This window comes from Rhodococcus sp. UYP9, assembly GCF_040547235.1.
In the GTDB taxonomy this organism is placed as follows: Bacteria; Actinomycetota; Actinomycetes; order Mycobacteriales; family Mycobacteriaceae; genus Rhodococcoides.
Genome location: NZ_JBEPPH010000006.1, coordinates 258,938 through 284,314, shown reverse-complemented (window position 1 = coordinate 284,314; position 25,377 = coordinate 258,938). Strand labels below are relative to the sequence as shown.

Annotated in this window: 20 protein-coding genes; 12 read left to right on the top strand and 8 right to left on the bottom strand. The window is 62.5% G+C overall.

Going from position 1 to position 25,377, the window contains the following annotated elements; genetic code table 11:
• The first annotated feature begins 43 nt into the window (after positions 1-43).
• Complete coding sequence (locus tag ABIB36_RS18165; RefSeq protein ID WP_354561569.1) at positions 44-5,509, top strand: ATP-binding protein; 5,466 nt, start codon at positions 44-46, stop codon at positions 5,507-5,509.
• A 90-nt stretch (positions 5,510-5,599) separates the two neighbouring features.
• Here ABIB36_RS18165 and ABIB36_RS18160 read toward each other — a convergent pair whose 3' ends face one another.
• From ABIB36_RS18160 to ABIB36_RS18150, 3 genes are read right to left on the bottom strand one after another with little or no spacing between them, the layout of a single operon-like run.
• The gene (locus ABIB36_RS18160; protein WP_084346331.1) at positions 5,600-6,484 is read right to left on the bottom strand and encodes a pseudouridine synthase; all 885 of its coding nucleotides are present in this window, start codon (positions 6,482-6,484) and stop codon (positions 5,600-5,602) included.
• Positions 6,477-7,319, bottom strand: a complete 843-nt coding sequence (gene trhO / locus ABIB36_RS18155) for an oxygen-dependent tRNA uridine(34) hydroxylase TrhO (protein WP_354561567.1) — start codon at positions 7,317-7,319, stop codon at positions 6,477-6,479. Before trhO ends, ABIB36_RS18160 begins: the two co-directional genes overlap by 8 nt.
• 44 nt (positions 7,320-7,363) lie before the next feature.
• Entirely contained in the window at positions 7,364-9,037 is a 1,674-nt protein-coding gene (locus tag ABIB36_RS18150; RefSeq protein WP_084345971.1) for an alkaline phosphatase D family protein, read from the bottom strand.
• 148 nt (positions 9,038-9,185) lie between these two features.
• Here ABIB36_RS18150 and ABIB36_RS18145 point away from each other — a divergent pair, with 148 nt between their 5' ends.
• From ABIB36_RS18145 to ABIB36_RS18135, 3 genes are read left to right on the top strand one after another with little or no spacing between them, the layout of a single operon-like run.
• Entirely contained in the window at positions 9,186-10,667 is a 1,482-nt protein-coding gene (locus ABIB36_RS18145) for a cryptochrome/photolyase family protein (RefSeq protein ID WP_084345972.1), read from the top strand.
• A 52-nt stretch (positions 10,668-10,719) separates the two neighbouring features.
• Positions 10,720-11,544: an SDR family NAD(P)-dependent oxidoreductase gene (locus tag ABIB36_RS18140; RefSeq protein WP_084346332.1), complete on the top strand. Its 825-nt coding sequence runs from the start codon at positions 10,720-10,722 to the stop codon at positions 11,542-11,544.
• The gene (locus ABIB36_RS18135; protein ID WP_084345973.1) at positions 11,541-12,035 is read left to right on the top strand and encodes an SRPBCC family protein; all 495 of its coding nucleotides are present in this window, start codon (positions 11,541-11,543) and stop codon (positions 12,033-12,035) included. Before ABIB36_RS18140 ends, ABIB36_RS18135 begins: the two co-directional genes overlap by 4 nt.
• A 24-nt stretch (positions 12,036-12,059) precedes the next feature.
• Here the strand turns inward: ABIB36_RS18135 and ABIB36_RS18130 are convergent, their stop codons facing one another.
• Positions 12,060-12,572, bottom strand: a complete 513-nt coding sequence (locus ABIB36_RS18130) for a mycothiol transferase (RefSeq protein WP_084346333.1) — start codon at positions 12,570-12,572, stop codon at positions 12,060-12,062.
• A 181-nt stretch (positions 12,573-12,753) separates the two neighbouring features.
• Between ABIB36_RS18130 and ABIB36_RS18125 the strand changes: the two genes are divergently transcribed.
• The 4 genes from ABIB36_RS18125 (at position 12,754) to ABIB36_RS18110 (ending at position 16,531) form a co-directional block, all read left to right on the top strand.
• Positions 12,754-13,773, top strand: a complete 1,020-nt coding sequence (locus ABIB36_RS18125) for an NADPH:quinone reductase (protein WP_084345974.1) — start codon at positions 12,754-12,756, stop codon at positions 13,771-13,773.
• A 75-nt stretch (positions 13,774-13,848) separates the two neighbouring features.
• A complete protein-coding gene (locus tag ABIB36_RS18120; RefSeq protein ID WP_084346334.1) occupies positions 13,849-14,472 on the top strand; it encodes a class I SAM-dependent methyltransferase in 624 nt (207 codons plus the stop codon).
• A 40-nt stretch (positions 14,473-14,512) separates the two neighbouring features.
• Positions 14,513-14,887: a VanZ family protein gene (locus tag ABIB36_RS18115; RefSeq protein ID WP_256895523.1), complete on the top strand. Its 375-nt coding sequence runs from the start codon at positions 14,513-14,515 to the stop codon at positions 14,885-14,887.
• A 228-nt stretch (positions 14,888-15,115) separates the two neighbouring features.
• A complete protein-coding gene (locus ABIB36_RS18110) occupies positions 15,116-16,531 on the top strand; it encodes a stealth family protein (RefSeq protein ID WP_084346336.1) in 1,416 nt (471 codons plus the stop codon).
• Here the strand turns inward: ABIB36_RS18110 and ABIB36_RS18105 are convergent.
• From ABIB36_RS18105 to ABIB36_RS18095, 3 genes are all read right to left on the bottom strand, one after another.
• The gene (locus ABIB36_RS18105) at positions 16,528-17,436 is read right to left on the bottom strand and encodes a phosphodiesterase (protein WP_084345975.1); all 909 of its coding nucleotides are present in this window, start codon (positions 17,434-17,436) and stop codon (positions 16,528-16,530) included. The two genes, ABIB36_RS18110 and ABIB36_RS18105, sit on opposite strands and share 4 nt — an antisense overlap.
• 185 nt (positions 17,437-17,621) lie before the next feature.
• Positions 17,622-18,719 carry an acyl-CoA dehydrogenase family protein gene (locus tag ABIB36_RS18100; protein WP_084345976.1) on the bottom strand — a complete coding sequence of 366 codons (1,098 nt, stop codon included), beginning with the start codon at positions 18,717-18,719 and terminating at the stop codon, positions 17,622-17,624.
• Between the two features lie 10 nt (positions 18,720-18,729).
• Positions 18,730-19,905: an acyl-CoA dehydrogenase family protein gene (locus ABIB36_RS18095; RefSeq protein ID WP_084346337.1), complete on the bottom strand. Its 1,176-nt coding sequence runs from the start codon at positions 19,903-19,905 to the stop codon at positions 18,730-18,732.
• A gap of 75 nt (positions 19,906-19,980) precedes the next feature.
• On the opposite strand from ABIB36_RS18095, the gene ABIB36_RS18090 reads away from it, so the two are divergent.
• From ABIB36_RS18090 to ABIB36_RS18075, 4 genes are read left to right on the top strand one after another with little or no spacing between them, the layout of a single operon-like run.
• Entirely contained in the window at positions 19,981-20,547 is a 567-nt protein-coding gene (locus ABIB36_RS18090) for a histidine phosphatase family protein (protein WP_084345977.1), read from the top strand.
• 1 nt (position 20,548) lies between these two features.
• Positions 20,549-21,031 carry a RidA family protein gene (locus ABIB36_RS18085; RefSeq protein ID WP_354561557.1) on the top strand — a complete coding sequence of 161 codons (483 nt, stop codon included), beginning with the start codon at positions 20,549-20,551 and terminating at the stop codon, positions 21,029-21,031.
• A 41-nt stretch (positions 21,032-21,072) separates the two neighbouring features.
• The gene (locus ABIB36_RS18080; RefSeq protein WP_084345979.1) at positions 21,073-22,560 is read left to right on the top strand and encodes an ABC transporter permease subunit; all 1,488 of its coding nucleotides are present in this window, start codon (positions 21,073-21,075) and stop codon (positions 22,558-22,560) included.
• Complete coding sequence (locus ABIB36_RS18075) at positions 22,557-23,303, top strand: amino acid ABC transporter ATP-binding protein (protein ID WP_084345980.1); 747 nt, start codon at positions 22,557-22,559, stop codon at positions 23,301-23,303. The genes ABIB36_RS18080 and ABIB36_RS18075 overlap by 4 nt, the downstream gene beginning before the upstream one ends.
• 105 nt (positions 23,304-23,408) lie before the next feature.
• On the opposite strand, the gene ABIB36_RS18070 is transcribed toward ABIB36_RS18075, so the two are convergent.
• Positions 23,409-25,196: a DEAD/DEAH box helicase gene (locus ABIB36_RS18070; RefSeq protein WP_084346338.1), complete on the bottom strand. Its 1,788-nt coding sequence runs from the start codon at positions 25,194-25,196 to the stop codon at positions 23,409-23,411.
• Between the last annotated feature and the right edge of the window lie 181 nt (positions 25,197-25,377).

Here is a 25,377-nt window from a genome sequence, read left to right as displayed (position 1 = left end):
GTTCGAGAAGAGCATTTTCACCCACCTGACGGAGAGAGAGACGTTGTTCAAACGGATTGCAGTAGTGAACCGAGGCGAGGCGGCAGTACGCCTGATCAGGGCCGTCAAGGAACTCAACGCCGAGTTCGACTACGGCATTCGGACGGTTGCCCTCCACACCGAGGCAGAACGCCGCGCAATGTTCGTCAGGCGGGCCGACGAGACCGTCGTACTACGTAAGCCCGAGGTGGGATCCGCGTACCTCGATCACGCCGAACTCGAGCGGGCACTCGTCGAATCCGGCGCAGACGCCGTGTGGGTCGGATGGGGCTTCGTCGCCGAAGATCCAGCCTTCGCCGACCTCTGCGCACGACTGAAGATCACCTTCATCGGACCTTCCGCCGACGCGATGCGCCTTCTCGGGGACAAAGTCGAGGCGAAACTACTCGCCGAACGGGTCGGTGTTCCCGTCGCACCGTGGAGCGGCGGACCCGTCGAAACACGAGCCGATGCTCGCAGGCACGCACAGGCCATCGGCTACCCACTGATCATCAAGGCTCGCAGCGGTGGCGGCGGTCGCGGCATCCGCAAGGTCTACGAGGAGAGCGAACTCGAACTCGCGCTCGAACGTACGCAGGGTGAAGCCGAACGCTCGTTCGGCGACCCGGTGGTATTCATCGAGCGACTCGTCACCGACGCCCGCCACGTCGAGGTCCAGGTCATCGCGGACAACCACGGCAACGTCTGGGCTCCAGGGGTACGCGACTGCTCCATCCAGCGTCGCAATCAGAAGGTCATCGAAGAATCCAGTTCGCCGGTCCTGACGCAAGAGCAAGCCGATCACCTGCGCACCGTCTCCAGCGAACTCGTGCGCGCCGCCTCCTATACCGGCGCTGGGACGGTGGAGTACCTCTACCAGCCCGAGCAGAAGATCTTCACCTTCCTCGAAGTCAACACCCGACTACAAGTCGAACACCCCATCACCGAATTCACCACGGGTATCGACCTGGTGAAACTGCAAATCCTCGTCGCCAACGGTGATCACCTCGAAGGTGATTGCCCACCCGAGTTCGGTCACGCCGTCGAAGCGCGTCTGAACGCCGAAGATGCCGACAACGGTTTCGCACCCGCACCGGGAACCGTCGAACTTCTCAAGTTTCCCCTCGGCAGCGGCATCCGCGTCGACACCGGCATCGCACAGGGCGACGTCATTCCCCCCGACTACGACTCCATGGTCGCCAAGGTCATCGCCTGGGGGCGTGACCGGGGTGAAGCACTTGCCCGGCTGCGCAACGCATTACGCGAGACGACTGTGGTCATCGACGGCGGAACGACCACCAAGTCGTTTCTGATCGATCTGCTCGACCGTGAAGAGGTCATTTCCGCCTCCGCCGACACCGGCTGGCTCGATAGATCCGAAGCAGGCACGGCCACCGGCCCAACGGCCGTGGCAGACATCGCGCTCATCGCAGCGGCAATCGATGCCTACGACGTCGAGGAAGGACGCGAGCGTGCCGCATTCCTGTCCTCGGCCCGCGGTGGCCGTCCTCGTGCAAGCCACACCATCGGCCGGACCGTAGAACTGAACTACCAGGGCCAGGCCTACAAGCTCGGCGTCGGTCAGATCGGACCGCACCTCTACCGCGTCGACGGAGACAGCGGCGACGTGCAGGTCGACATCGAGCGCCTCGGTCAGTACGAGAGCCGCCTCGTCCTCGGCAACCGCCGCTTCTCGATCGTCACCGTCGCAGGCGCCGCGCACTTCCTCGTCGAAGTGGATGGCATCAGCCATCAGATAAGCCAGGACGAAGCCGGACTGGTCCGTGCTCCAGCGCCCGCCGTCGTCGTTGCCGTGCCGGTTGCGGTCGGCGACGAGGTCGAGGCAGGCCAGACCCTGGTCGTGCTCGAGAGCATGAAGATGGAAACTGCCGTCCGGTCGCCGTACGCCGGCCGCGTGCGCGAGGTCTTGGCCTCGGTCAACGGCCAGGTCGATTCCGGTGCCGCTCTGCTGCGTGTCGATCAAGCAGGCGAGCAGAAGGCATCCACACAGACCGCTCGCGTGGAGTTCCGAACCGTGGACCGCCCCGAAGGTGAGACACCGCGATGCAAAGCGCTGTCGTATCTCGACGAGCTGTCGGCCCTCATCACCGGTTTCGACGTCAACGCCTCCCGCGTACAGGCTCTGCTCTCCGACTACGAGACAGTGCGCAACGAGGTTGCGTGCGATGATTCTCAGGTCGTCGACGCAGAGTTGGCACTTCTCAACACATTCGCCGATATGTGCGAACTCTCCCGCAACCGTCCCACCATGGACGAGGAGAACACGGACGAACGGGTACACAGCCCGCGCGAACACTTCCACTCATTTCTGCACTCTCTCGATGCAGACATTCAGGGACTTCCGGAGTCGTTCCGCGGCAGGCTTTCTCGCGCACTGCGGCACTACGGCGCCGAGGACCTCGAGCGCAGCCCAGAACTCGAAGAGGCCGTATATCGGGTATTCCTCGCACTTCAACGTATCGAGAATCAAGTTCCGGTCGTCTCGGCACTCCTCGATCGTTGGCTGACGGATTCGGCAGCGCAGCCCGCTGCAGGTTCGGCCATCGGTGAGGTTCTCGAGCGCCTGATCGTTGCGACTCAGGCTCGGTACCCCGTCATCGGTGACGTCGCTCGCAACCTGCGCTTTCGCCTTTTCGACGCCCCTTCGATCCGACGTTCACGCGACCAGGTCCACGACGGGGTACGTGGCAGCTTGCAGTACCTTGCCGAAAACCCCGACGCGCCGGACCACGCGGCTCGCATCGATGCGCTCGTCTCAACCCCCGAGCCGTTGATCGATCTGTTGGGCTCACGGATCGACGAGCCCGGCGCACTGCTCGAGGTCATCACTCGCCAGTATTACGAGATTCGCGATCTCGAAGACGTCGAGGCATTCGACCGAGACGGGGTTCGGTTCGTCACCGGCAATTTCGAGCTCGCCGGCGAGCGACTCCAGTTGGTCTCGGCCGCAACCACGTTCGCTTCACTGTCCGCGACGATCGATGCGATCGACGACATCGCCGGGCCTGCGCCGGAACACCTTGCCGTCGACCTGTATCTGGCGTGGCCCGATGCCCCGGCCAGCGGCGACGACATCGCGAGCACCGTCCAGTCCGTTCTCACCGAACATCCCCGGACCAAGAACTGGCGTCGGATCACGATCACCGTATGCGGCACCGATGTTCGCCATGTAACGTTCCGACGCCCGAGCGTCGAGGGTTCGGAACCTCTCGCCGAGGACCTCGTCATTCGCGACATGCATCCGTTGACAGGGCAGCGCCTCGACCTCTGGCGCCTGAAGAACTTCGACGGCACCAGGCTTCCTGCCACGCCCGGAACCTACTTGTTCCATCTGACGGCGAAAGAGAATCCGTCCGACGAGCGTTTGATGGCTCTTGCCGAAATTCGTGGAGTGACAACACAACTCGATGACAACGGCATCGTCGTCGCTGTTCCCGAGATCGAAAGAACCGTCGCCTCCTGCCTCGACGGGATCCGGCGCGCCCAGAGCCAGCGGGGTAAGAACCGGCTCGACGCGAACCGCGTCACCCTCTACGTGTGGCCGGTACTCGATGTGCCCGAGGATCGCCTCGCTGCAATCGCACGGCACATTGCGCCGTCCACCATCGGTGCCGGGCTCGAAGAAATCACGATGATCGCCAGGCTCAGGAACGGACCGAGTGCGACTGTTCGCGAGGTCGCAATCCGATTCTCGTACCGCTCCGGCGCAGGTGTCGTCGCCAAGGTCACCGACAGGCCGACCGAGCCACTGCGTCCGCTGGACGAATACACCCAGAAGGTTCAGCGCTCGCAGGCACGCGGAACCGTGTACCCGTACGAGCTGATCCCGTTGCTCACGGGCTCGGGTGGGACGTTCACCGAGTACGACTTCGACGAGACCGCCACCCTGGCGCCTGTCGATCGACCGTACGGCCGGAATACGGCGGGCATCATCGTCGGACTCGTGTCGACTCCGTCCGACCGCTATCCCGAAGGCGTCACCCGAGTTGCCTTGTTCGGTGACCCGACCAAGTCGCTGGGAACCGTAGCCGAGGCCGAGTGCTCACGGATAGTCGCAGCAATCGACCTTGCCGAGCGCCTCGGCGCCCCCGTCGAGTGGTTCGCACTGTCCTCCGGTGCCACCATCTCGATGAGTACCGGTACCGAGAACATGGACTGGGTATCACGTGGGCTTCGTCGCATCATCACGTTCACCCAGGCGGGCGGCGAAATCAACATCGTCGTCGCGGGCATCAACGTCGGCGCACAGCCGTATTGGAATGCCGAGGCCACGATGTTGGCGCACACCAAGGGCATTCTCGTGATGACCCCGGACAGTGCCATGGTCCTGACCGGCAAGCAGTCACTCGACTACTCCGGCGGAGTCTCCGCAGAGGACAACTTCGGCATCGGCGGTTACGACCGCGTCATGGGCCCGAACGGCCAGGCACAGTACTGGGCGCCGAACCTGCGTGCCGCGTGTGAGGTGCTGTTCGCGCACTACGAACATGCCTATACGGCACCGGGTGAGAAGTTCCCGCGACGCGCTCTCACCACCGACCCGACCGAACGCGACGTGCGGAGCTACCCCCACGTGCACCCGTCTTCCGACTTCACCACCGTCGGTGACATCTTCTCCTCCGCCACCAACCCGGATCGCAAGAAGCCGTTCGACATTCGCACGGTCATGCGTGCCGTCGTCGACCAGGATCACTCTGTCCTCGAACGGTGGGCAGACATGGCCGACGCGGACACTTCGGTCGTCTTCGACGCCCACCTGGCGGGTATTCCGGTCAGCGTCATCGGCATCGAGTCGCGAGCGATCCCGCGTAAGGGATGGTTCCCGTCCGACGGGCCCGACCAGTGGACTTCGGGCACACTGTTCCCGAATTCCTCGAAGAAGACCGCACGAGCCATCAACGCCGCCAGTGGAAGTCGGCCGATCGTGGTGCTCGCCAACCTGTCCGGGTTCGACGGTTCACCGGAGTCTCTACGCAACATCCAGCTCGAGTACGGCGCCGAGATCGGCCGCGCGATAGTCAACTTCGACGGTCCAATCGTGTTCTGCGTCGTATCCCGTTACCACGGAGGCGCATTCGTGGTGTTCTCCGGAGCACTCAACGACAACATGGAGGTGTTGGCGGTCGAGGGATCGTTCGCTTCCGTTCTCGGTGGCGCACCGGCAGCGGCAGTGGTGTTCACGCGGGACGTCAACGCCAGGACCGCAGCCGATCCGCGAGTCCTCGACATCGAGGCGAAGCTGACGGCCGCCGAGACCGACGCCGAACGCGCTCGCATCCGCGTCGAGTTGGCAACCGAGCGCGGCAACGTCCGCAACTCGAAGCTCGGTGAAGTGGCCGCCGAATTCGAGGCGATCCACAACATTCAACGCGCACAAAAGGTCGGGTCGGTGGACCATATCGTCCCCGCTGCCGAGCTACGTCCGCAGATCATCGCCGCCATAGAGCGCGGGATGGCTCGCGCGCAGTAACGATTTCACCTCGAATGCACCCCCGCCCGCTCTGCGGCCGGGGGTGCGTTCGTTCGCAGTGTCTCTTATCGGCGCGTAGCCGAGAACAGTTCAGTCGGACAGACTCCGCTCGCTTCGGAAGCGACGCGAAGCGCCGGTGATCGGGTCTTCGAATTCCACCGCCCGCGCGAGAAGCCTCAAGGGTTCGGTGAAGTCGTCGCCCGGCACCGACCGATACCGTGGATAGAACGGATCACCTTCGATTGGTATGCCCAACGAAGAGAGGTGAATTCGTAGCTGGTGCGTCTTGCCCGTCTTCGGGAAGAGTCGATAGCGCGCGCGTGCACCCAAGATCTCGATCATTTCGACCCGTGTTTCACTGTTCGGCTCGCCCGGTTCCTCATGCGCCACCATGACCCCGTGCTCCTTGATGATTCGACTGCGAACCACCCGCGGCAATTCCAGTGTCGGATCGTAAGGCGCGATCGCCTCGTACTCTTTGAGTACCGATCTCGACGAGAAGAGCTCCTGGTACGGCCGTCGGAGTTCCTTGGTGCGGGTAAAGATGAGGACTCCCGCCGTCGCCCGATCGAGCCGATGGGCCGGCGTGAGGTCCGGACAGTCGAACATCCGACGCGCACGCACCGTCGCGGTTTCGGTGACGTGTCTTCCCCTCGGGATCGTTGCCAGAAAGTGCGGCTTGTCGACCACGACGATGCCGTCCCCGTCGTAGAGGACGTCCATCTCGAACGGCACCGGAGTCTCCGGCACCGGGTCTCGGTAGAAGTACACGAATCGACCAGGAGCATAAGCACTTTCGCTGCACCACGGCCGCCCCTTCTCGTCGACGACCTCACCGGAGATCATCGACTGGCCCCACGGATCGGCCGGGTAGTCGCGACTGAGGTACTCGAGCACGGTCTTCGAGGACTCCTGGTGCGGAAGTCGAATGCGCAACGGCGCCAAACCGTGCCGATACGGAAGTGGCTCAGGCACAATCGACACAGACCAGGCGGAGCCCGCGGCCCTCGTCGTCGTCGAAATCCTGGTATCGGGAAGTCGGGTTCGCGCACACCGTGCACCGGCCGATCACCGACGTGTGGTCGGAGAAGTCGATATTCATGCGCTTGTCGAAGACGTACAGCGATCCCTCCCACAGCGCATCGTCGCCGTAGGCCTCGGCGTAGCGCACTATTCCACCGTCCAGCTGATAGACCTCTTCGAAACCTCGTGAGCGCATCAGCGAGGAAAGCACCTCGCATCGCACTCCACCGGTGCAATAAGTGACGACGGGACTCTTCTTCAAATGATCGAACTGCCCCGAGTCGAGTTGCGTAACGAAGTCGCGGGTGGTGTCCACTTCGGGCACCACAGCGTTCTTGAATTTGCCGATCTGCGCCTCGAACGCATTGCGGCCGTCGAAGAAGACGACGTCGTCACCACGACGATCGACAAGTTCGTTCACTTGCGCGGGACTCAGGTGCACTCCCCCGCCGACCACTCCGTCGGCGTCGACCTTCAGTTCCTCCGCTGCCCCGAAGGTCACGATCTCCGACCGGACCTTGACCGAAAGCCGTGGAAAGTCCTCACCCAGACCCTCCGACCACTTGATGTCGGCGTCTTTGAAGGCTGGGTAGCTCCGCGTTCCTCGGACATAGCGCTTGACGTCGGCGAGTTCGCCGCCGACGGTCGCATTGATCCCATGCTCGGAGATGATGATCCTGCCACCGAGATTGTTGGACGCGGCCAGCGTGTGCTGCCACAGCCGGATTGCCTCCGGGTCCGGTAGCGGGGTGAAGACGTAGAACAGCACGATTCTCGGTACAGCCATAGATGTAAGTATGCCGGTGCGTACCGAGTCGGTGTCAGGAGCGACTACGCGCGAACGGGTAGAGCTACCGGATCCACCCGCGCCAACCCGTCGGGAACCGCGAATCCCGCACCCCAATAGATGCCGCTGAGCGGGTCTTCCTTGGCATCGAGGTACCAGTGATCCATCTGGACGCCCGCGGGCGTCACATCGAAGACGCCGAACCCGTGACTGTCGAGGTCGACGTATTTGATGTGGCGGTTGAGCGTGGTCAATGCGGCCTCGGCGACTCTGCTGAGCGTGTGCGGGTCCGTCTTCGTCAGATCATCGATGTTCGCCGAGGACACCGACGTGACGACGAGCTCGGTGGCGACGGCACCGGTCTGGAAGTAGCGCGCTGCGTCGACTGGAACGTCACATGCCCACGAAGAGTGAATATCGCCGGTGATGAAGACGGTGTTGCGCACGTTCTTCTCTGCGATCGCACCGAGCAGCCGCTTACGGTCCGCGGTGTACCCGTCCCATGGATCGGCGTTGTACGGCAACCCACCAGCGGGAATCCCGAGCAGGCCGGTCAACGCGGCAGCCGCTTCGCTCTCGAGCGGAGGGAGAAGAACCGGGGTGATCATGACCGGATTCCCGACGATCTTCCATTGCGTCGGCGAACTCACCAGTCCCTCGGTGAGCCACTCCATCTGGTCCGCCCCGGTGATCGTGCGATTCGGGGAATCGACGTCGCCGCCCTGGAACGGCAACACCTGCTGGGACCGATAGGTCCGCAAATCCAGCATCGACAGCTCGAGCAACGTTCCGAAGCGCAATCGTCGGTAGATGTGGCGATTCTGCGGGGTACCGGCTGCGCGTACGGGCATCCATTCGAAATAGGCCTGTACCGAGTTCGCCTTACGAACCGACCACGGTCCCTCGGTCTCGGGCTGGTGAGTCTGCGCGCCACCGTCGTACGCATCGTTGGCCGATTCGTGATCGTCCCACGTGCAGATCCACGGCACCCCGAGGTGAGCGGCTTTGAGATCCGGATCGGATTTGTACTGACCGTGCCGGATCCGGTAGTCCTGCAAACTGACGATCTCGTGCACCGGATCGTGCTGCCGAACGACGCCGTTCTTGCCGGCGAAACCACCGGTCTCGTACTCGTAGATGTAATCGCCGAGATGGATGATCGCGTCGAGATCGGTGCGTGTGGCCAGATGGCGGTAGGCGCCGAAGAACCCGGACTCCCAGTTGGAGCACGAGACGACACCGAACCTGAGTCCGTCGATTTCGGCGTCGTTGGCCGGAGCCGTGCGGGTCGTGCCGACTACCGATTGCGTGCCTGCTGCATCGCCACCCTGGACTTCGAAGCTGTAGTAGTACGTCGTCGCCGGCGAAAGGCCGTCGACGTCGACTTTGACCGTGTGATCGGAGTCCGGGCTCGTCGACACCGTGCCGCTGCGGACGATCGCCGTCAGCTCCGGATCGGTAGCCACTCTCCATCGAACCTCGGTGGCAGGCCCGATGCCGGAACCGGGGAGGGCATCAGGAGTAGGAGTGACCCGAGTCCATAAAATGACGGCCTCGGGCGTCGGATCACCCGAGGCGACGCCGTGCTGGAACGGGACGAACGAGCCTTGTTGCGCGTGAGCGAGGACCGGGACCGCCGAAGCCGCTCCGACCGCTGCCACTGCGATGGACGAGGACCGAAGAAATCCACGTCTGGACACACCTTTTTTCACGGTCACGCCACAAGTTGATGCGATCGAGAGGCCGCGGTCAAGTCCGGCTGGCCACCGAGGGTAAAGATTCACTTTCCGCTCGCTCGGTGTTCGAAATACATGTACCTGACCGAGGAAGAGTTTGTTCTTCCCTCGACTCGAGCACTCTGCAACTATGTCCTCCGCTCCGCTCTGGTTGTTCGGTGATCAACTCGGCCCGCACTTTCACTCGACGAGTGAGCACATCCATCGCGAAGTCCTGTTGATCGAGAGCGCACGAGTGTGCCGGACACGTCCGTTCCATCGACAGAAGCTGCATCTGGTCCTCTCGGGGATGCGACATCTCGCCGCGGAACTAGGCGATCGCTCGACCTATCTGAAGACCGAAACGTACCGAGACGGCCTCGAACAGTACGGACGGCCGGTGCTGGTGTTCGAACCAACCTCGCACGCTGCGGAGCGTTTCGTCCAGAAACTTCTCGACGAGGGTGTCGTCCTGGATGTGTTGCCGACACCGATGTTCGCGCTGAGCCGAACGGATTTCGCCGAGTGGGCCGGCAACCGCAATCAGTTCCGCCTAGAGGCGTTCTACCGCGACCAGCGCAGACGCTTCGAGGTACTCATGGCAGGTGAGGAGCCGGTCGACGGGGTGTGGAACCTCGATGCGGACAATCGTGAACCACCTCCGAAGAAGCGATCGACACTCGGCATCGATCCGCCGTGGTGGCCGACCGAGGACGACATCGACGATTCCGTCCGGGCAGACCTCGATGCTGTGGACCTCCCGACCGTCGGACAGGACGGCCCACGACTGTTCGCGGTAACCGCCGACGAGGCTCGGGAAGCCCTGCAGCACTTCGTCTCCTATCGTCTCGCCGACTTCGGCAAATACGAGGACGCCGTGATGAGTCAGGACTGGGCGATGGCGCATTCACTACTGTCGGTGCCGCTGAACATGGGACTCCTCGAACCTCTCGACGTAGTCCAGGCCGCCGAGCAGGCTTGGCGCGACGGCGATGCCCCGCTCGCGTCGGTGGAAGGATTCATCCGCCAGGTGCTCGGCTGGCGGGAGTACGTATGGCACCTGTACTGGCATTTCGGCCCGGACTACCTCGACCGCAACGAGCTCGATGCCCATGAGCCACTACCGAAGTGGTTCACCGACCTCGACGGTGAACACCCGATCGCGGCGTGCCTGTCACACACTCTGACGGAACTGAATGCGCGCGGGTGGGTGCATCACATCCCCAGATTGATGATTCTCGGCAACTTCGCACTCCAGCGTGGATACGACCCGAAAGCACTGACCGAATGGTTCGCCACCGCATTCGTCGACGGATTCGCCTGGGTCATGCCGGTCAACGTGATCGGCATGAGCCAGCATGCCGACGGCGGGTTGATCGCCACGAAGCCGTACACATCGGGTGGCGCGTACCTCGATCGCATGACCGATCATTGCGGTGGTTGCGAATTCAACCCGAAGAAGCGCCTCGGCCCGGACGCGTGCCCGTTCACGGCCGGGTACTGGTCGTTCGTACACCGCCACCGGGAGCGGCTGGCAAAGAACCATCGAACAGCGCGGCAGGTGTCGGCGATGCATCGACTCGCCGATCTCGACCAGGTGCTCGAACAAGAATCCCAGCGAGAGATGTTCTGATCGCGCTCATGAGTAGGGGGTGCTCGAACTGTTGCTTCGCTACGGTGGACCCATGAGCCTCCCTCGACCTACGCCCGACAGCACTGCCGTCGTCACGGGGGCCTCCTCCGGAATCGGGGCAGCGATTGCCCGCGAACTAGCCGGCCGTGGGCACGGGGTGACCCTCGTGGCGCGAAGCGGCGAAAAATTGAGCGCTCTGGCCGAGGAATTGAATGCGCGCGGAGTCCGAGCCGAGGTCCTCTCCGCGGACCTGTCCGAGCGATCTGCGCGGAGCGAACTATTGGGCCGAATCGAAGCTCTGGGACTGGTACCGAACATCCTGGTGAACAACGCAGGACTGTCCACGCTCGGCCCGGTCGCATCCTCGGACCCGGAAGCCGAGTTGAACATGATCGAGGTCGACGTGGCTGCCGTCGCCGACCTCTGCAGCCGATTCCTGCCAGGCATGACGGCGAGACGACGCGGTGCCGTACTGAACGTTGCGTCGACCGCGGCGTTTCAGCCGCTCCCCGGTCAAGCTGGGTACGGCGCGTGCAAGGCATTCGTCCTTTCGTACACCCAAAGTCTCAGTGGCGAGCTACACGGAACCGGAGTCACCGCGACGGCTTTGTGCCCCGGACCGGTGGATACCGGATTCGGTGAGACAGCGGGCTTTTCGAAGGAAGATGCCGAGGCTGCACTTCCGTCCGTGATGTGGGTATCGCCCGAAGATGTCGCAAAGACCGCCGTCGACGGCATGGCGAAAGGGCAGATGGTCGCGATACCCGGCACCATCAACCGTATCGCATCGATGTTCGCCCAGGTGACGCCACGAAAGTTGTTGGTACCACTCCTCGCTCGCAACCATCCAGGCCTACGCAAAGGATCCACTTCATGACCCGCGAATTCACTGTGTCCGACAGCGCCATCGTCAAGGCTGACGCCGACACTCTCTACGCAGCCATCAGCGATCCGACGCAGATGGGTAACTGGAGCCCGGAAAACCTCGGCGCCGTGGTGCACAACCCCTTCGAAAGCGCTTACGTCGGAATGGTGTTCGACGGAAAGAACAAGCGCGGGCGTGCACGTTGGATCACCCGATGCACCGTCACTGTCGCAGATCCCGGGTCCGCGTTCGAGTTCCGCGTCCACGCGATCGGTGTGAAGACTCCTCGCTTCAAAGGTGCCAACGCGACGTGGCGGTACGACTTCGAACCGGCGCCCGGTGGCACCAAGGTCACCGAGACATGGACCGACGACCGCACGAAGTGGCCCGATACCGTAGCGCTCGTATTCGACAAGATCGCCACGAGCGGAAAGACGTTCCCGCAGTTCCAACGTCGGAACATCGCGAAAACCCTCGACAACCTGCAGAAACGTTACGGCTGAGCCAAGCGGACGTACGGTGAGCAGCTACTTCCGCTCGAACAAGCCCCGTACATAGGCCGCTTGTCCACAGTGCTGGAGGTCATCGGACACCACCGACACCAGCCGCACGCCGAGTGTCACCGGGGGATCCCACTGCTGATCGACGACGCGATCGAGATCCTCGGCCGTCAGCGAGCCGAGATAGGCGACTGTCCTGGCGTGTACCGAGTCGTGGTAGCTGCGGAGAAGGTCGGCGTCGGCGCTCACCCGGGCGACATCGTCGGCGCTGTGGCCGTAGCCGATCGAAGAGCTCTCGAACGGTAGGCCGAATCTGCCCTCCCAGCCGTCCGAGGTCCACACCTGCTCCCCTCCTTCGACGCCTGCCACGTGATCATCCTGAACGCGGGTCAAGTGCCAGATCAGCCACGCAATCGTGTTGGCCTCCTCGTCCGGCCTGAAGGTGAGCGCCTCGGGAGAAATGTCGTCGAGGGTGTCGTGGACGACCCCTTTGATGCGGTCGAAGGCGTCGATGAGTACTCCGGCGTGATTCACGTGAATTGTCCTTTCGAAATACGGTGCAGATGGCGTGGTGGGATACCTACCTCGACGGGCATACCCGACTGTGTTCGACGTGCAGACCCGACTGTGCAATTTTCATCACCGGGTTCGACGTGCATACCCGACTGGGCAATTTTCATCACCGGAATTTCCGGTACTGCCCAACCCGTTGCACCCTGATATGAAGGCAATCACATACACCAGGACCGGCGACACCTCTGTACTCGATCTCGTGGACCGAGAGATACCTGAACCGGGACCGGGCGAGGTTCGAGTGAAGGTAGCCGTATCCGGTGTCAACCCCACCGATTGGAAGAACCGAGCGGGTGCGCGCCCCGGGGACGCACTCGACTTCGAAGAGGTCGTGCCCAACCAGGACGGTGCAGGGACCGTGGATGCGGCAGGCACCGGCGTCGAAGGTCTGGCAGTCGGTGACCGGGTGTGGCTGTACCTCTCACAGCACCGGAGGCCGACCGGAACAGCACAGGAATACACCGTCGTCCCGGCCGAACGCGTCGTACGACTCCCCGAACACGTCGGCTTCGACGTCGGGGCCAGTCTCGGCGTACCCGCCATGACAGCCCACCGCGCACTGACCGTCTCCGAGGATGGCCCCTCGCGGTTACATCCCGGCGCGCTCGTCGGCAAGACGGTCCTGGTTGCAGGTGGTGCGGGAGCGGTCGGGCATGCGGCGATCCAGCTCGCGCGCTGGGCGGGAGCAACGGTCGTCACGACCGTCAGCGGCCCGGAAAAAGCAGCCCTCGCCACTTCCGCGGGGGCACATCACGTAGTGAATTACACAACGGGTGATGCCGCTGCCTCGATCCGAGCCATCGCCCCGGACGGGGTCGATCTGGTGGTCGAGGTCGCCCCGGCGCAGAACGCGGAGCTGAATGCCGCTGTCATCTCCACGCGTGCCTCGATTGCCGTGTACGCCAACAACGGCGGCAACACGATCACCCTCGATGTACGACCGAACATGGTGCTCAACACTCGCTACCAGTTCATTCTGCTCTACACCGTCGGCGAGGCGGCCCTGAAGGCAGCTCGGGAAGACGTCAGCGCTGCGGCAGGTGCCGGTGTTCTCGAGGTCGGCGAGAGCGCCGGTCTACCGTTGCACCGGTTCCCCTTGTCCGGCACAGCCGCTGCGCACGAGGCAGTTCAGAACGGCGTGACCGGAAAAGTTCTCATCGATGTCTGACACACCTTTCGGCCGCATTTGCCGAATCCGCAAATAAACTTGCGCATCTGCGAGTGCGTCGGCATTGTCATGGATATGCACACACACGACGACGCTCCGGCAGCCTTCGACCAGCCGTTCTGGGACAACCTGTACTCGGAACGACCCAACATCTGGAGCGGCCACGCCAACCAGGTACTGACCACAGAAGCGTCGAAGCTCACGCCAGGCAGCGCCCTCGACATCGGCAGCGGCGAAGGAGCCGACGCATTCTGGCTCGCGGACAACGGTTGGAAGACCACCGGCGCCGACATCTCCCCCATTGCCCTCGAACGCGCTCGGCAGGCACAAGGTGACCGAACCGTTAAGTGGCTCCACCGCGATCTCACCGAGTGGGCTCCACCCGCCACGTCGTTCGACCTGGTCAGTGCCCACTTCTTCCACCTGCCACCCGCCCAGTTCCAGCCGGCAGTCCTTCGCTTCGGCGACGCAGTCACCTCGGGCGGACACCTCCTGATCGTCGGACACAGCCCCTCCGACGCCCTGGCCGCGCAGCACGGACACGCCGAGATCCTGTTCACAGCCGATGAGGTCACCGCACTGTTCCCCACCGAGGCATGGTCCGTCGTCGTCGCCGAGAATCGTGCGCGAACCGGAACCACCCCCGAAGGCGAGCAGGTCGAGCGCGTCGACGCCGTCGCAGTGCTTCGCAAGCTCTGACCTCGCGAGAGGGAATGCAGGGGCAACTAGAGTGATGGCGATGTCCTTGCCGCACCGCTACTGGTTGCCTCTGCCGCTGCGCTACTACGTGCCACTGGCTCTGGCACTGATCGTCGCGATGATCATTCTGTTCACCCCCGCATCAGGCGTGCCCAGCGGATTCACCCACAGCGACAAGATCATTCACTTCACGCTCTTCTTCGCCCTCGCGTACACCTCACGTATCGCAGCGGTGTCGGTGTTGCGGACCGCCCTCTGGACGACAACTTTCGCGATAGCGTCCGAGATCCTTCAGGCCGTCCTACCGTTGGGCCGTAGCGGTTCCCTCCTCGACGCCGCATTCGATGTGGCAGGCGCGGCCGTGGGGGTGCTCGTTGCCATGCGCATAGTTCCGGTTCACTCCGCTATAGACTGACGGCACGCTCCGGGGGTTCTCGGCTCGCACGCCACTTCCGGAAGGGTCACCATTACCTCGACGTCCACGCCCCATGAGATCTATTTGGTCGCCCCCGAGCAAGACACGCTCGACCCGGTGATCGGTGAATCGCCCGAGTCCGTCGCGCGTCTGACGGACCGAACAGATGTGGTTGCGTACGACGGAAGATTCGCCTTGTCGATCACGTCCACGACGCCCCACCAGGCGATGGTCTTCGATCTGCTGTTCATCCGCGCGGCACTCGACAGTGCACGCATCCGGTACCTGCTGGTTCGCGGTAACGACAAGCGACCCGTCATTGCCATAGATGCTGCCGAGCGCGAGCCACTGCGTGCAGCACTGGTCGAGGCGTGCATGCAAGAGCCGTTCTACTCCAAAACGGTTGACATCAAGCGAGCCAAGACGGTACTGGTAGCCGACGGATCATTGTCGCCCGCCTCCGACGCCCGCATCTTTCGTCTCTACCGCCCCCGAATCGAACCGAACAGTGGCCTGCATTACGGCGCCTCGACGGCAGTTCAGATCGAACTGTGGGCATTTTCGCCCCAGGAGATCGTGCTTCCCGTCGAGAACTCACTGACCCGCCGCACCATCCGACGCGACGAAGCGGTGCGCGGAACCGTCGAACGCTTCGGAAAGTCTTGGCCGACAATCGAGAACATGTTCGCCGACCACGCGTCGGACATCAATTTCGATATCGACATCGTGTTCTCCTGGGTCGACGGCTCCTCCGCGGAGTTCCAAGCTCAACGCGCACGCCGCATGCAGAACTACATTGTCGGAGAAGGTGACTCCTCACCCGCACGATTCCGGCAGATCGACGAATTGAAGTATGCGCTTCGCTCGATCCATATGTACGCACCGTGGATTCGTCGCATCTTCGTCGCAACCGATTCCGACCGACCGAGCTGGCTCGCCGAAGATCCGCGCGTGACGTTCGTGCCCAGCGAAACGTTCTTCGTCGACACCTCCGTTCTGCCGACGCACAATTCACAGGCCGTCGAATCCCAGCTGCATCACATCCCCGGCCTGTCCGAACATTTCCTCTACTCCAACGACGACATGTTCTTCGGACGCCCCGTCGGCCCGCAGATGTTTTTCTCACCCGGCGGTATCAGCATGTTCATCGAAGCCGGCACCCGAATTGGGTTGGGCTACAACGACGAAGATCGCAGCGGGTTCGAGAACGCTGCCCGGGTCAACCGTCGACTGCTGCAGGACCGCTTCGGTCTGATGACCACCAGGCACCTGGAACACGCGGCAACGCCACTGCGCAAAAGCGTCATGCAGGAGATGGAGAACGAGTTCGCCGACGAGTTCGCTGCCACTGCCGCAAGCGTGTTCCGGGCCAGCACCAACATCTCGGTTACCAACTCGCTTTACCACTACTACGCGTTGATGAGCGGCCGGGCAGTGGTGCAGACGAACGCCAAAGTGACCTACATCGACACCACGTCGCATTCGGGACTCCATTCCATGGAGAACCTTCTGCCCAAACGCTCGATCGACTTCTTCTGCCTCAACGACGGCAGCTTTCCCGAGGTCGACCTCGAGGTGCGGACCCGTCGGGTCACCGAGTTCCTCGAAAGGTACTTCCCCATCGTCGCGCCCTGGGAAAGCTAGATACTGCTGAACCTCGGCCGCCGTGCGCTTTCGGCGATGGTCACCCCAGCCTCGTCCAGACGCCGAACGACCTCTTCGGCGGAGACGTATTCACCGACTGTCTCGTAGGTTCCGATGGGGACAACCGAGTGCACGACGTTGTCGTCGTAGAGGTGGACGAGGTTGTAGGCCTGAGCACCATCCCGGCCCCGGGTAGCACCGGGTGGGACGTTGAGGTCCTGGGTATAGCAGGTAGCGGACGCAACGGACACCGGAATGCCTGCGAAGGTCGCCGAAGTCGAATAGTGCAGGTGACCGGCCAGGATGGATCTGACGTCGCTCCCACGGAGCACATCCGCGAGTCGGTGCTGATCGAGCAACTCCACCAGCACCGCAAGATCCAACACCGCAGGCACCGGCGGGTGATGCATCGCCAGAATGGTGCCGAATTCGGCTTTCGTCTTGAGAATGCCTGCAAGCCAATCCAATTGGGCTTGCGTCACTTCGCCGTAGTGGTGACCGGGAACCGTCGAATCCAACGTGATGATGCGAAGTCCTGCCACCTCGTGCACACGGTCGACCGTCACGGTCGTCGGCGCCTGGTCGAGTAACCTGGACCGGAAGGTCGCACGGTCGTCGTGATTTCCCATCGCCCAGATGATCCGGGCACCTAGCGCATCGGCAACCGGCTCGACCAGCGCCCGCAGCGTGTCGTAAGCACCCGGCTCACCTCGGTCGGTGAGATCGCCGGTGAATACCAGCGCATCGGGGCGCACGCCGGACGTCTCGACGTCTGCGAGGATGCGACGCAGCGTGGCCGTACTGTCCACTCCACCGTACAAATCACCACCCTCGACAAGGTGGGTATCGCTCAGGTGCAGGAGGCAGTGATTCGGGCGTGGGTACTCAGCCGTCCGAGCCTTCATCGGTGTCTCGCTTCCGATCGGCCTTCTCGTGGGCACACTTTTCGCATGCCCTGTAGTTCACAGTAGCCAAACCCTCCAAAGGAAACACTCGGGGTACGGAGAATTTACGGAGAACGAACACCGAGACAGCTCCCCACACAGGTGAGTGGGAATCTCTCCGATTCCCACTCACCTGTCGGACCTTGCTACTTCGACAGCACGCGCAGGTGCTCGTCGGCACCACCGAGCGTGTGCTCGATCGCGACGAGCCTGCTGACGTAATGTCCGACCGGATATTCGGCCGTGACGCCGATACCACCGTGCAGCTGAATCGCCTCCTGCCCCAGCTTGCGCGAGGACCGAGATATCTGCAGCTTCGACCGCGAGGCCACGAGCGGATCGACGACGTCGTCCGCGAGATTCATTGTCGCGTACAGCGCCATACTGCGCGCCAGTTCGAGCAAGACGTACATATCCGCTGCCCGGAACGTCAACGCCTGGAATTTGGCGAGCGGAACACCGAATTGCTTGCGCTGCTTCAGATAGTCCGTCGTCAGCCTCAATGCCTCTTCCATGGCACCGACAGCTTCGGCGCACAGTGCAGCCTGAGCCTTCACCTCCGAAGCGACGATGGCCGCGCTCGCATCTACGCCATCACCCAACGGCTCGGCCGCGACATCGGTCAGCGTGATCTGGGCCGCCCGGCCGCCATCGTGAGTCTGGTAGGACTTACGATCGAGCCCCGTCGCATCGCCGTCGACGAGAAACAGGCCTACCCCGCCGCCGGGAAGCGTGGCACTGACCACCAGTACATCGGCGCTGCCGCCTGATGGGACCGGATTCTTCGTACCGGTGATGGACCACGAACCGCCGTCCTCGGTCGCTGAAGTACTCACCGTGACGTTCGGCCAACGGCTGCCGGTTTCGTTGTGCGCGAAGGCAAGCAACGTACTGCCTTCGGCTACGCCGGGCAAGACGCGTCGACGCTGATCGACACTTCCGACCTCGGAGATCAACCCGCCCGGCACGAGCACCGCATCGAGTATCGGCTCCGGGGCGAGGCGACGTCCGACCTCGGTCATGACGGCCATGATCTCCACCGGACCGGCATCCATGCCGCCGTCGTCCTCGGAAAAGCTCAGTCCGAGTAGCCCGACTTCGGCGAGCTGCTTCCACACATCGGCCGACCAACCAGGTTCCGCGGCAACGATCTTGTTCCGCTTCTCGGTGTCATACGCCCTCGACAGCACCTCACGAGTGGTGTCACGCAGGAGTTTCTGTTCTTCGTTCAGTTCGAAATCCATGTCCTGCCCCTCACAATCCGAGAATCGTCGATGCGATGATCTGCCGCTGCACTTCGTTGGAGCCGCCGTAGATCGATACCTTGCGGTAGTTGAGGTACGTCGGTACCGAACGTTGTGCCCAACCGGGACTGTCGATGTCGTCGCCGGCCTCGTAGGGAAGCGAATCGGGTCCTGCGATGTCCATCAACATCTCGGTAGCCGCCTGCTGCAACTCCGATCCGCGAAGCTTCAGAATCGACGACGCAGGATTCGGCTTGCCGTCAGAAGATCCCGACACCATTCTCAGCTGTGTGAGTTCGAGTGCGAGAACTTCGTTTTCGAGCTCGGCGAACCGCGCCGCGAAGATCGGATCTTCGAGCAGCGTGCCGTCGGCAACGGCGGTGGCGGCCGCATGCTTCTTTGCCTGTTCCAGACGAACCTTCGTGTGTCCGACCCGGGTGACACCGGTGCGTTCGTTGCCGAGTAGGAACTTCGCGTAGCTCCACCCCTGGTTCTCCTCGCCCACAAGGTTCTCCGCTGGAACACGGACGTTTTCGAAGAACACCTCGTTGACCTCGACGCTGCCGTCGATCAACTTGATCGGGCGCACCGTGATGCCGGGCGTGTTCAAATCGATCAGCAGGAACGAGATCCCCGCCTGCTTCTTCGGGGCATCCGGGTTGGTCCGGACGAGAGCGAAGATCCAGTCGGCGTACTGCCCTAGCGTCGTCCACGTCTTCTGGCCGTTGACGATGTAGTCGTCGCCGTCGCGCAAGGCGGTGGTTCGCAGCGATGCGAGGTCCGATCCTGCCTCGGGCTCGGAGAATCCCTGACACCACCAGATGTCCAGATTCGCCGTCTTCGGGAGGAACTTCTCCTTCATCTCTTGCGAGCCGAAAGTAGCGATCACCGGTCCGACCATCGAGGCGTTGAATGCCAGTGGCTCGGGTACCGAGGCCAGCTGCATCTCGTCGAGCCAGATATGACGCTGAACCGGCGTCCAATCCCGCCCGCCGAACTCTGCAGGCCAATGCGGAACAGCCAGACCGTTCGCATTGAGAATTTGCATCGTCGTCACCATGTCTTGACGGCTCAGCTCGATGCCCACCTTGCTCTTCTCGCGTATTTCCGCGGGAATCTCAGTGGTGAAAAAAGTCCGCATTTCATCACGAAATGCGGCTTCCTTCTCTGTCAGGGCAAGATTCATTTTGGTCCCTCCGGACTCGACCACGTTGTCTCTTTCGACCGTACTCTCCAGTAGCTGGGATACTCTCCGGACACTATGACTTTGCTGGCACTGGTTCGACATGGCGAAACCGACTGGAATCTGCACGGTCGCCTCCAAGGCTCCTCGGATATCCCACTGAACTCGACCGGCCGCGCGCAAGCCCGCGAAGCCGTGTACGAACTCGAGGGCCACACCTGGGACCTGTTGGTGAGTTCGCCATTGTCGAGGGCTTCCGAGACGGCGGACATCATCGGATCGCATCTCGGGATCGAGCGCAGCGCAACCTATCCCGATCTCGCCGAACGACACTTCGGCGAGGCCGAGGGATTCACCGACTACGACGCGTACTCACACTGGCCGGACGGACTGTATCCAGGGCTGGAGCCGCGCGGCACCCTGATCGAGCGGGGAGTGCGCGCTGTCGATGAGATTGCGCAAACGTTTTCGGACTCCTCCGTGATCGCGGTCGCCCACGGCGGCATCATCCGAGCGATTCTCGGCGCCATCCGCGGTGTACCGTCGCCGCGCATCCTCAACGCAGGGGTGTCCACTCTCGTCCGCGACGAGACTGGATGGACGGTGCGCACGATCAACGGAATTCCGGCACGGAGGTACCACTGAGATGCACATCGAACGCAAGTTGGAAGAACTGGGATTCGTCCTTCCCGCCGAGGCTCACGCGCCGCCGGGATTCCAATTCTCCTTCGAATGGGTTCGCGTTCGAGGCAGCCGGGTGTACGTCACGGGTCACTCACCGCAGCGGGCGGACGGATCGATGGCAGGCCCCTTCGGCGCAGTGCCGTCGCACATCTCCCTCGACGAGGCCACGGACGCTGCACGAGACACGGCCCTGGCGGTACTCGCCAGCGTGCAACGCGCTATCGGCGACCTCGATCGAATCAGCGCCTGGCTCACGGTCTCGGGAATGGTCAACGCCGATCACGGGTTCACCCAGACGACGACCGTCATCAACGGCTTCTCCGATCTGATCCTGCAAGTGTTCGGCCCCGAAGTCGGAGCTCATGCGCGCAGCGCCATCGGAACGGCAGCACTACCGATGAACAACGCCGTGGTCGTATCGGCAGAAATAGAGATCGACGGGTAGGTTTCCTCTACCGAACGAGATGACGGAAGGCCTACTTCGAAGTGCATCGCAAAGTGCTCGCCCTGCTGGCCGTGCTGGTCGCACTGATGTCCGTGGCCGGGTGTGGGTCCTCCACAGGACCACTGATCGATACGGTCAAGGACAACGGTGTCCTCGTCGTCGGTACCGAAGGCACCTACAGCCCGTTCAGCTTTCAGGGCTCGAACGGACAACTCACCGGGTACGACATCGACGTGGTCGATGCCGTCGCGGGCGAACTCGGCGTCCGCGTCGAGTACGTACAAACGCCGTTCGACTCGATCTTCGCCGGACTTCAATCCGGGCGTTTCGACCTGATCGCCAATCAGGTCACGATCAACCCCGATCGACAGAACGCATACGACCTGTCCAAGCCGTACACGGTCTCCGAAGGCGAAATCCTCGACTCGGCGAACAGCACGTCGATCACCTCCGTCGCAGACCTCGCCGGCAAGACGACCGCACAATCCTCGACCAGCAACTGGGCTCAGGTCGCCGCTGACGCAGGCGCAAAAGTCGAAGCCGTCGAAGGGTTCGTGCAAGCCGTCACTCTCGTCAAAGACGGGCGCGTCGACGCCACCGTCAACGACAGTCTCGCTATCGCCGAGTATCTGAAACAGACCGGCGACACCGGCGTCAAAGTAGCGGCGCAGACCGGAGACACCAGCTACCAGGCATTCGCGGCCCGCAAAGACAGCGGCCTGATGGACGAAATCGACAATGCGATAGACACTTTGCAGGCGGACGGAACGCTCGACCGGATCTCCACCGAGTACTTCGGTTCCGCCGTCGCCGCGCCGACGGCAGACACCCAGGCACCGACGTCGGACGCATCAGGGGTCGAACCACAATCCAAGTTCGATCTGATCCTCGACAATCTGTGGCCGATGTTGAAGGCAACGCTGACGATGACCATCCCGCTGACGGCCATCAGCTTCGCCATCGGTCTCGTCATCGCGCTCGCAGTTGCACTGGCGCGCATCTCGTCGAACACAGCATTGTCTTCGGTAGCGCGCTTCTACGTGTCCATCGTTCGAGGCACGCCGCTACTGCTGCAGTTGTTCATCGTCTTCTACGCGCTGCCGCAGTTCGGAGTGGTGATCGACCCGTTCCCAGCTGCGGTGGTCGCATTCAGCTTGAACGTCGGCGGCTATGCGGCCGAGGTCATCAGAGCGGCCATCCTCAGCGTGCCGAAGGGGCAATGGGAAGCCTCGCAGACCATCGGCATGGGTTACCGAACGACGCTGCAGCGCATCATTCTTCCCCAGGCTCTGCGTACCGCTGTGCCTCCGCTGTCGAACACGTTGATCTCACTCGTCAAAGACACCTCGCTGGCGTCGACCATTCTGGTGACCGAATTGCTTCGCGTCGCGCAATTGGCAGCCGCACCGACGTTCGACTTCTTCGCTCTCTACAGCGTTGCCGCTCTGTACTACTGGGTGATCTGCATGATTCTTTCCTTCTTCCAAGGAAAACTCGAAGTCCGACTCGACAGGTATGTGGCGAAATGACCGACCTTCTCGACGTCAAGGCACTCAAAAAGTCGTTCGGCGAGATCGACGTGCTGTGCGACGTCTCCTTCTCCGTCCCGGCGGGGAGCGTCACCGTGATCATCGGGTCGTCCGGATCCGGCAAGACGACGGTGCTCAGATCGTTGAATGCACTCGACCCCGCCGATTCCGGGTCGATCCGGATCGGTGACGTCGCTGTGGACTTCGCAACCACAGTGTCCGCGGCAGACCTTCGACTCCTGCGGGCGCAAAGCGGAATGGTCTTCCAAAGCCACAATCTGTTCCCACACAAAACCGTCCTGCAGAACATCATCGAAGGTCCGGTGATCGTCCAGAAGCGTCCGAAAGACGAAGCGATCGCCGACGCTCTCACCCTGCTCGAGCAGGTCGGCCTCGAAACCAAAGCCGATCAATACCCGTTCCAACTGTCCGGCGGCCAGCAACAACGCGTCGGGATAGCCCGAGCCTTGGCGCTTCGACCGAAGCTCATGCTGTTCGACGAACCGACCTCCGCCCTCGATCCCGAACTGGTCGGCGAAGTACTCGCCGTCATCAAAAATCTTGCAGCACAGGGGTGGACGATGGTGATCGTCACCCACGAAATCCGCTTCGCCCAGCAGGTCGCCGATCAAGTTCTCTTCATCGAGGACGGCATCGTTCTCGAGCGCGGAACGCCAGAGGAAGTACTGGTCAATCCGACCGAGCCGCGGACGAGGCAGTTTCTGCAGCGGATCATGGGCTGACGAAGGCGGGTCCGCCCAAGAGAAACACCGTCCACTTACGCGTCGCACCGTCTGAAACAGGGCGCGACGCGTAGGCAGACGGTGTCTGTCTACTTATCGGCTTTCTCAGCGCCTGGGCTTGCCCTTGAACTTGCCGCCGCCGCCACTGCGTCCCGGAGGCCCGGAGTCGGGGGTCAGCTGAATCAGCACCCCACTGATCCGAGTACGACGCAACGCTTCGACCGTCTCGTCGGCTAGATCCGCAGGCAGTTCCACGAGCGAGTGATCCGGTCTGATGCTGATGTGCCCGAAGTCGCTGCGGCGTAGTCCGCCCTCGTTCGCGATAGCTCCGACGATGGCACCCGGCGCGACGTGATGACGCTTGCCGACGCTGATCCGATACGTCGCCATCTCCTGACCGGTCTTACGGTGATGAGAATCGGCCGCGTCTGCGTCGAACGTGCGCGGAGGCCTCGGCTCGCGTGGCTCCCGTGGTGCGCGCGGCGGGGCGGGCGGCTCGGGCTTGAGCAAGAACGCTTCACCGTCGCGGGACTGCACGGCGAGCGCTGCTGCGATATCCGCGAGCGGGACGTCGTGTGCCTGCACGTAATCCTCGACGAGCCGGCGGAACAAAGCGAGATTCTCGCTCTCGAGGCTCTCGGTGATCGAGTCCCCGAACTTGGTGACGCGTTGCGCGTTGACGTCGTCGACACTCGGCAACTGCATCTCGGTGATCGGCTGACGCGTCGCACGCTCGATCGCCTTGAGCAGGTGACGCTCCCGTGGCGCTACGAACAGCAACGCCTGACCGGCTCGGCCCGCTCGCCCGGTACGACCGATGCGGTGCACGTACGACTCGGTGTCATGCGGAATGTCGTAGTTGATGACGTGTGAAATGCGATCGACATCGAGACCACGAGCCGCGACGTCGGTGGCAACGAGAATGTCGATCTGGCCGTTCTTGAGCTGACCGATGGTCCGCTCGCGCTGAGCCTGCACGATGTCACCGTTGATCGCGGCCGCGGAGAATCCCCGTGCGCGCAGCTTCTCGGCGAGCTCCTCGGTGGCCTGCTTCGTTCGGACGAACATGATCATCGCTTCGAATTCTTCGACTTCGAAGATTCGTGTCAGTGCCTCGAGCTTGCGCTGATGTGCGACCTGCACGTAGCGCTGCGTGATGTTCGGTGCCGTCGAGGTCTTGGTCTTGACGGTGATCTCGACAGGATCGTGCAAATACTGCTTGGAGATCTTGCGGATCGCAGCAGGCATCGTGGCCGAGAAGAGAGCGACCTGTTTGTACTCGGGAGTATCCGAGAGAATTCGCTCGACATCCTCCTGGAAGCCCATCTTGAGCATCTCGTCGGCCTCGTCGAGAACCAGATACTCGAGGGCGGACAGGTCGAGCGTGCCCTTCTCCAGGTGATCGATGACGCGACCGGGGGTACCCACGATGATCTGCGCACCCTTGCGCAGACCCGAGAGCTGAATACCGTATGCCTGACCGCCGTAGATAGGCAGGATGTGCAGGCCAGGGATGTGCGAGGCGTACTTGCCGAACGCCTCGGCCACCTGCAGCGCAAGCTCACGCGTCGGTGCCAACACCAACGCCTGCGGAACACGCCGCGACACGTCGAGCCGCGAGAGGATCGGCACCGCGAACGCCGCAGTTTTGCCGGTACCGGTCTGAGCCAATCCGACAACGTCGTTGCCTGCCATCAGCGGCGGAATGGTGGCAGCCTGAATAGGCGACGGTGTCTCGTATCCCACGTCCCGCAGGGCCTGCAGAACACGTTCCTCGATTCCGAGGTCGGCGAAAGTAAGCTGCGGAGCTTCTTCGGACGCAGCGTCCGGGGCGGGGGTCGAGTCGGTGGGCGCCGGTGCCGACCTATTCGAAATTGCTTCGTCACTCGTCACGGCGGCATCCTGATTCGGCTCTGTTGTGCTCATATGCAACCCAGTTTAGTCCCTGCGACCGACCCAGTGGACCGAGTGCCGAGAATTCATGGTCACGCACCCACCGGCCGCAGTGGTTCTCATCCCCCGATCCGACCGACGGCGATATCGGGGGCAGATAAGGAGAGAAGCCTCGAACCTC

Bases quoted from the DNA above. Each gene is read 5' to 3' on its own strand.
- trhO (WP_354561567.1), bottom strand. From the start codon at position 7,319: ATGGCTGTACCGAGAATCGTGCTGTTCTACGTCTTCACCCCGCTACCG.
- ABIB36_RS18145 (WP_084345972.1), top strand. From the start codon at position 9,186: ATGTCCTCCGCTCCGCTCTGGTTGTTCGGTGATCAACTCGGCCCGCAC.
- ABIB36_RS18140 (WP_084346332.1), top strand. From the start codon at position 10,720: ATGAGCCTCCCTCGACCTACGCCCGACAGCACTGCCGTCGTCACGGGG.
- ABIB36_RS18135 (WP_084345973.1), top strand. From the start codon at position 11,541: ATGACCCGCGAATTCACTGTGTCCGACAGCGCCATCGTCAAGGCTGAC.
- ABIB36_RS18125 (WP_084345974.1), top strand. From the start codon at position 12,754: ATGAAGGCAATCACATACACCAGGACCGGCGACACCTCTGTACTCGAT.
- ABIB36_RS18120 (WP_084346334.1), top strand. From the start codon at position 13,849: ATGCACACACACGACGACGCTCCGGCAGCCTTCGACCAGCCGTTCTGG.
- ABIB36_RS18115 (WP_256895523.1), top strand. From the start codon at position 14,513: ATGTCCTTGCCGCACCGCTACTGGTTGCCTCTGCCGCTGCGCTACTAC.
- ABIB36_RS18110 (WP_084346336.1), top strand. From the start codon at position 15,116: ATGGTCTTCGATCTGCTGTTCATCCGCGCGGCACTCGACAGTGCACGC.
- ABIB36_RS18105 (WP_084345975.1), bottom strand. From the start codon at position 17,436: ATGAAGGCTCGGACGGCTGAGTACCCACGCCCGAATCACTGCCTCCTG.
- ABIB36_RS18100 (WP_084345976.1), bottom strand. From the start codon at position 18,719: ATGGATTTCGAACTGAACGAAGAACAGAAACTCCTGCGTGACACCACT.
- ABIB36_RS18095 (WP_084346337.1), bottom strand. From the start codon at position 19,905: ATGAATCTTGCCCTGACAGAGAAGGAAGCCGCATTTCGTGATGAAATG.
- ABIB36_RS18090 (WP_084345977.1), top strand. From the start codon at position 19,981: ATGACTTTGCTGGCACTGGTTCGACATGGCGAAACCGACTGGAATCTG.
- ABIB36_RS18085 (WP_354561557.1), top strand. From the start codon at position 20,549: ATGCACATCGAACGCAAGTTGGAAGAACTGGGATTCGTCCTTCCCGCC.
- ABIB36_RS18075 (WP_084345980.1), top strand. From the start codon at position 22,557: ATGACCGACCTTCTCGACGTCAAGGCACTCAAAAAGTCGTTCGGCGAG.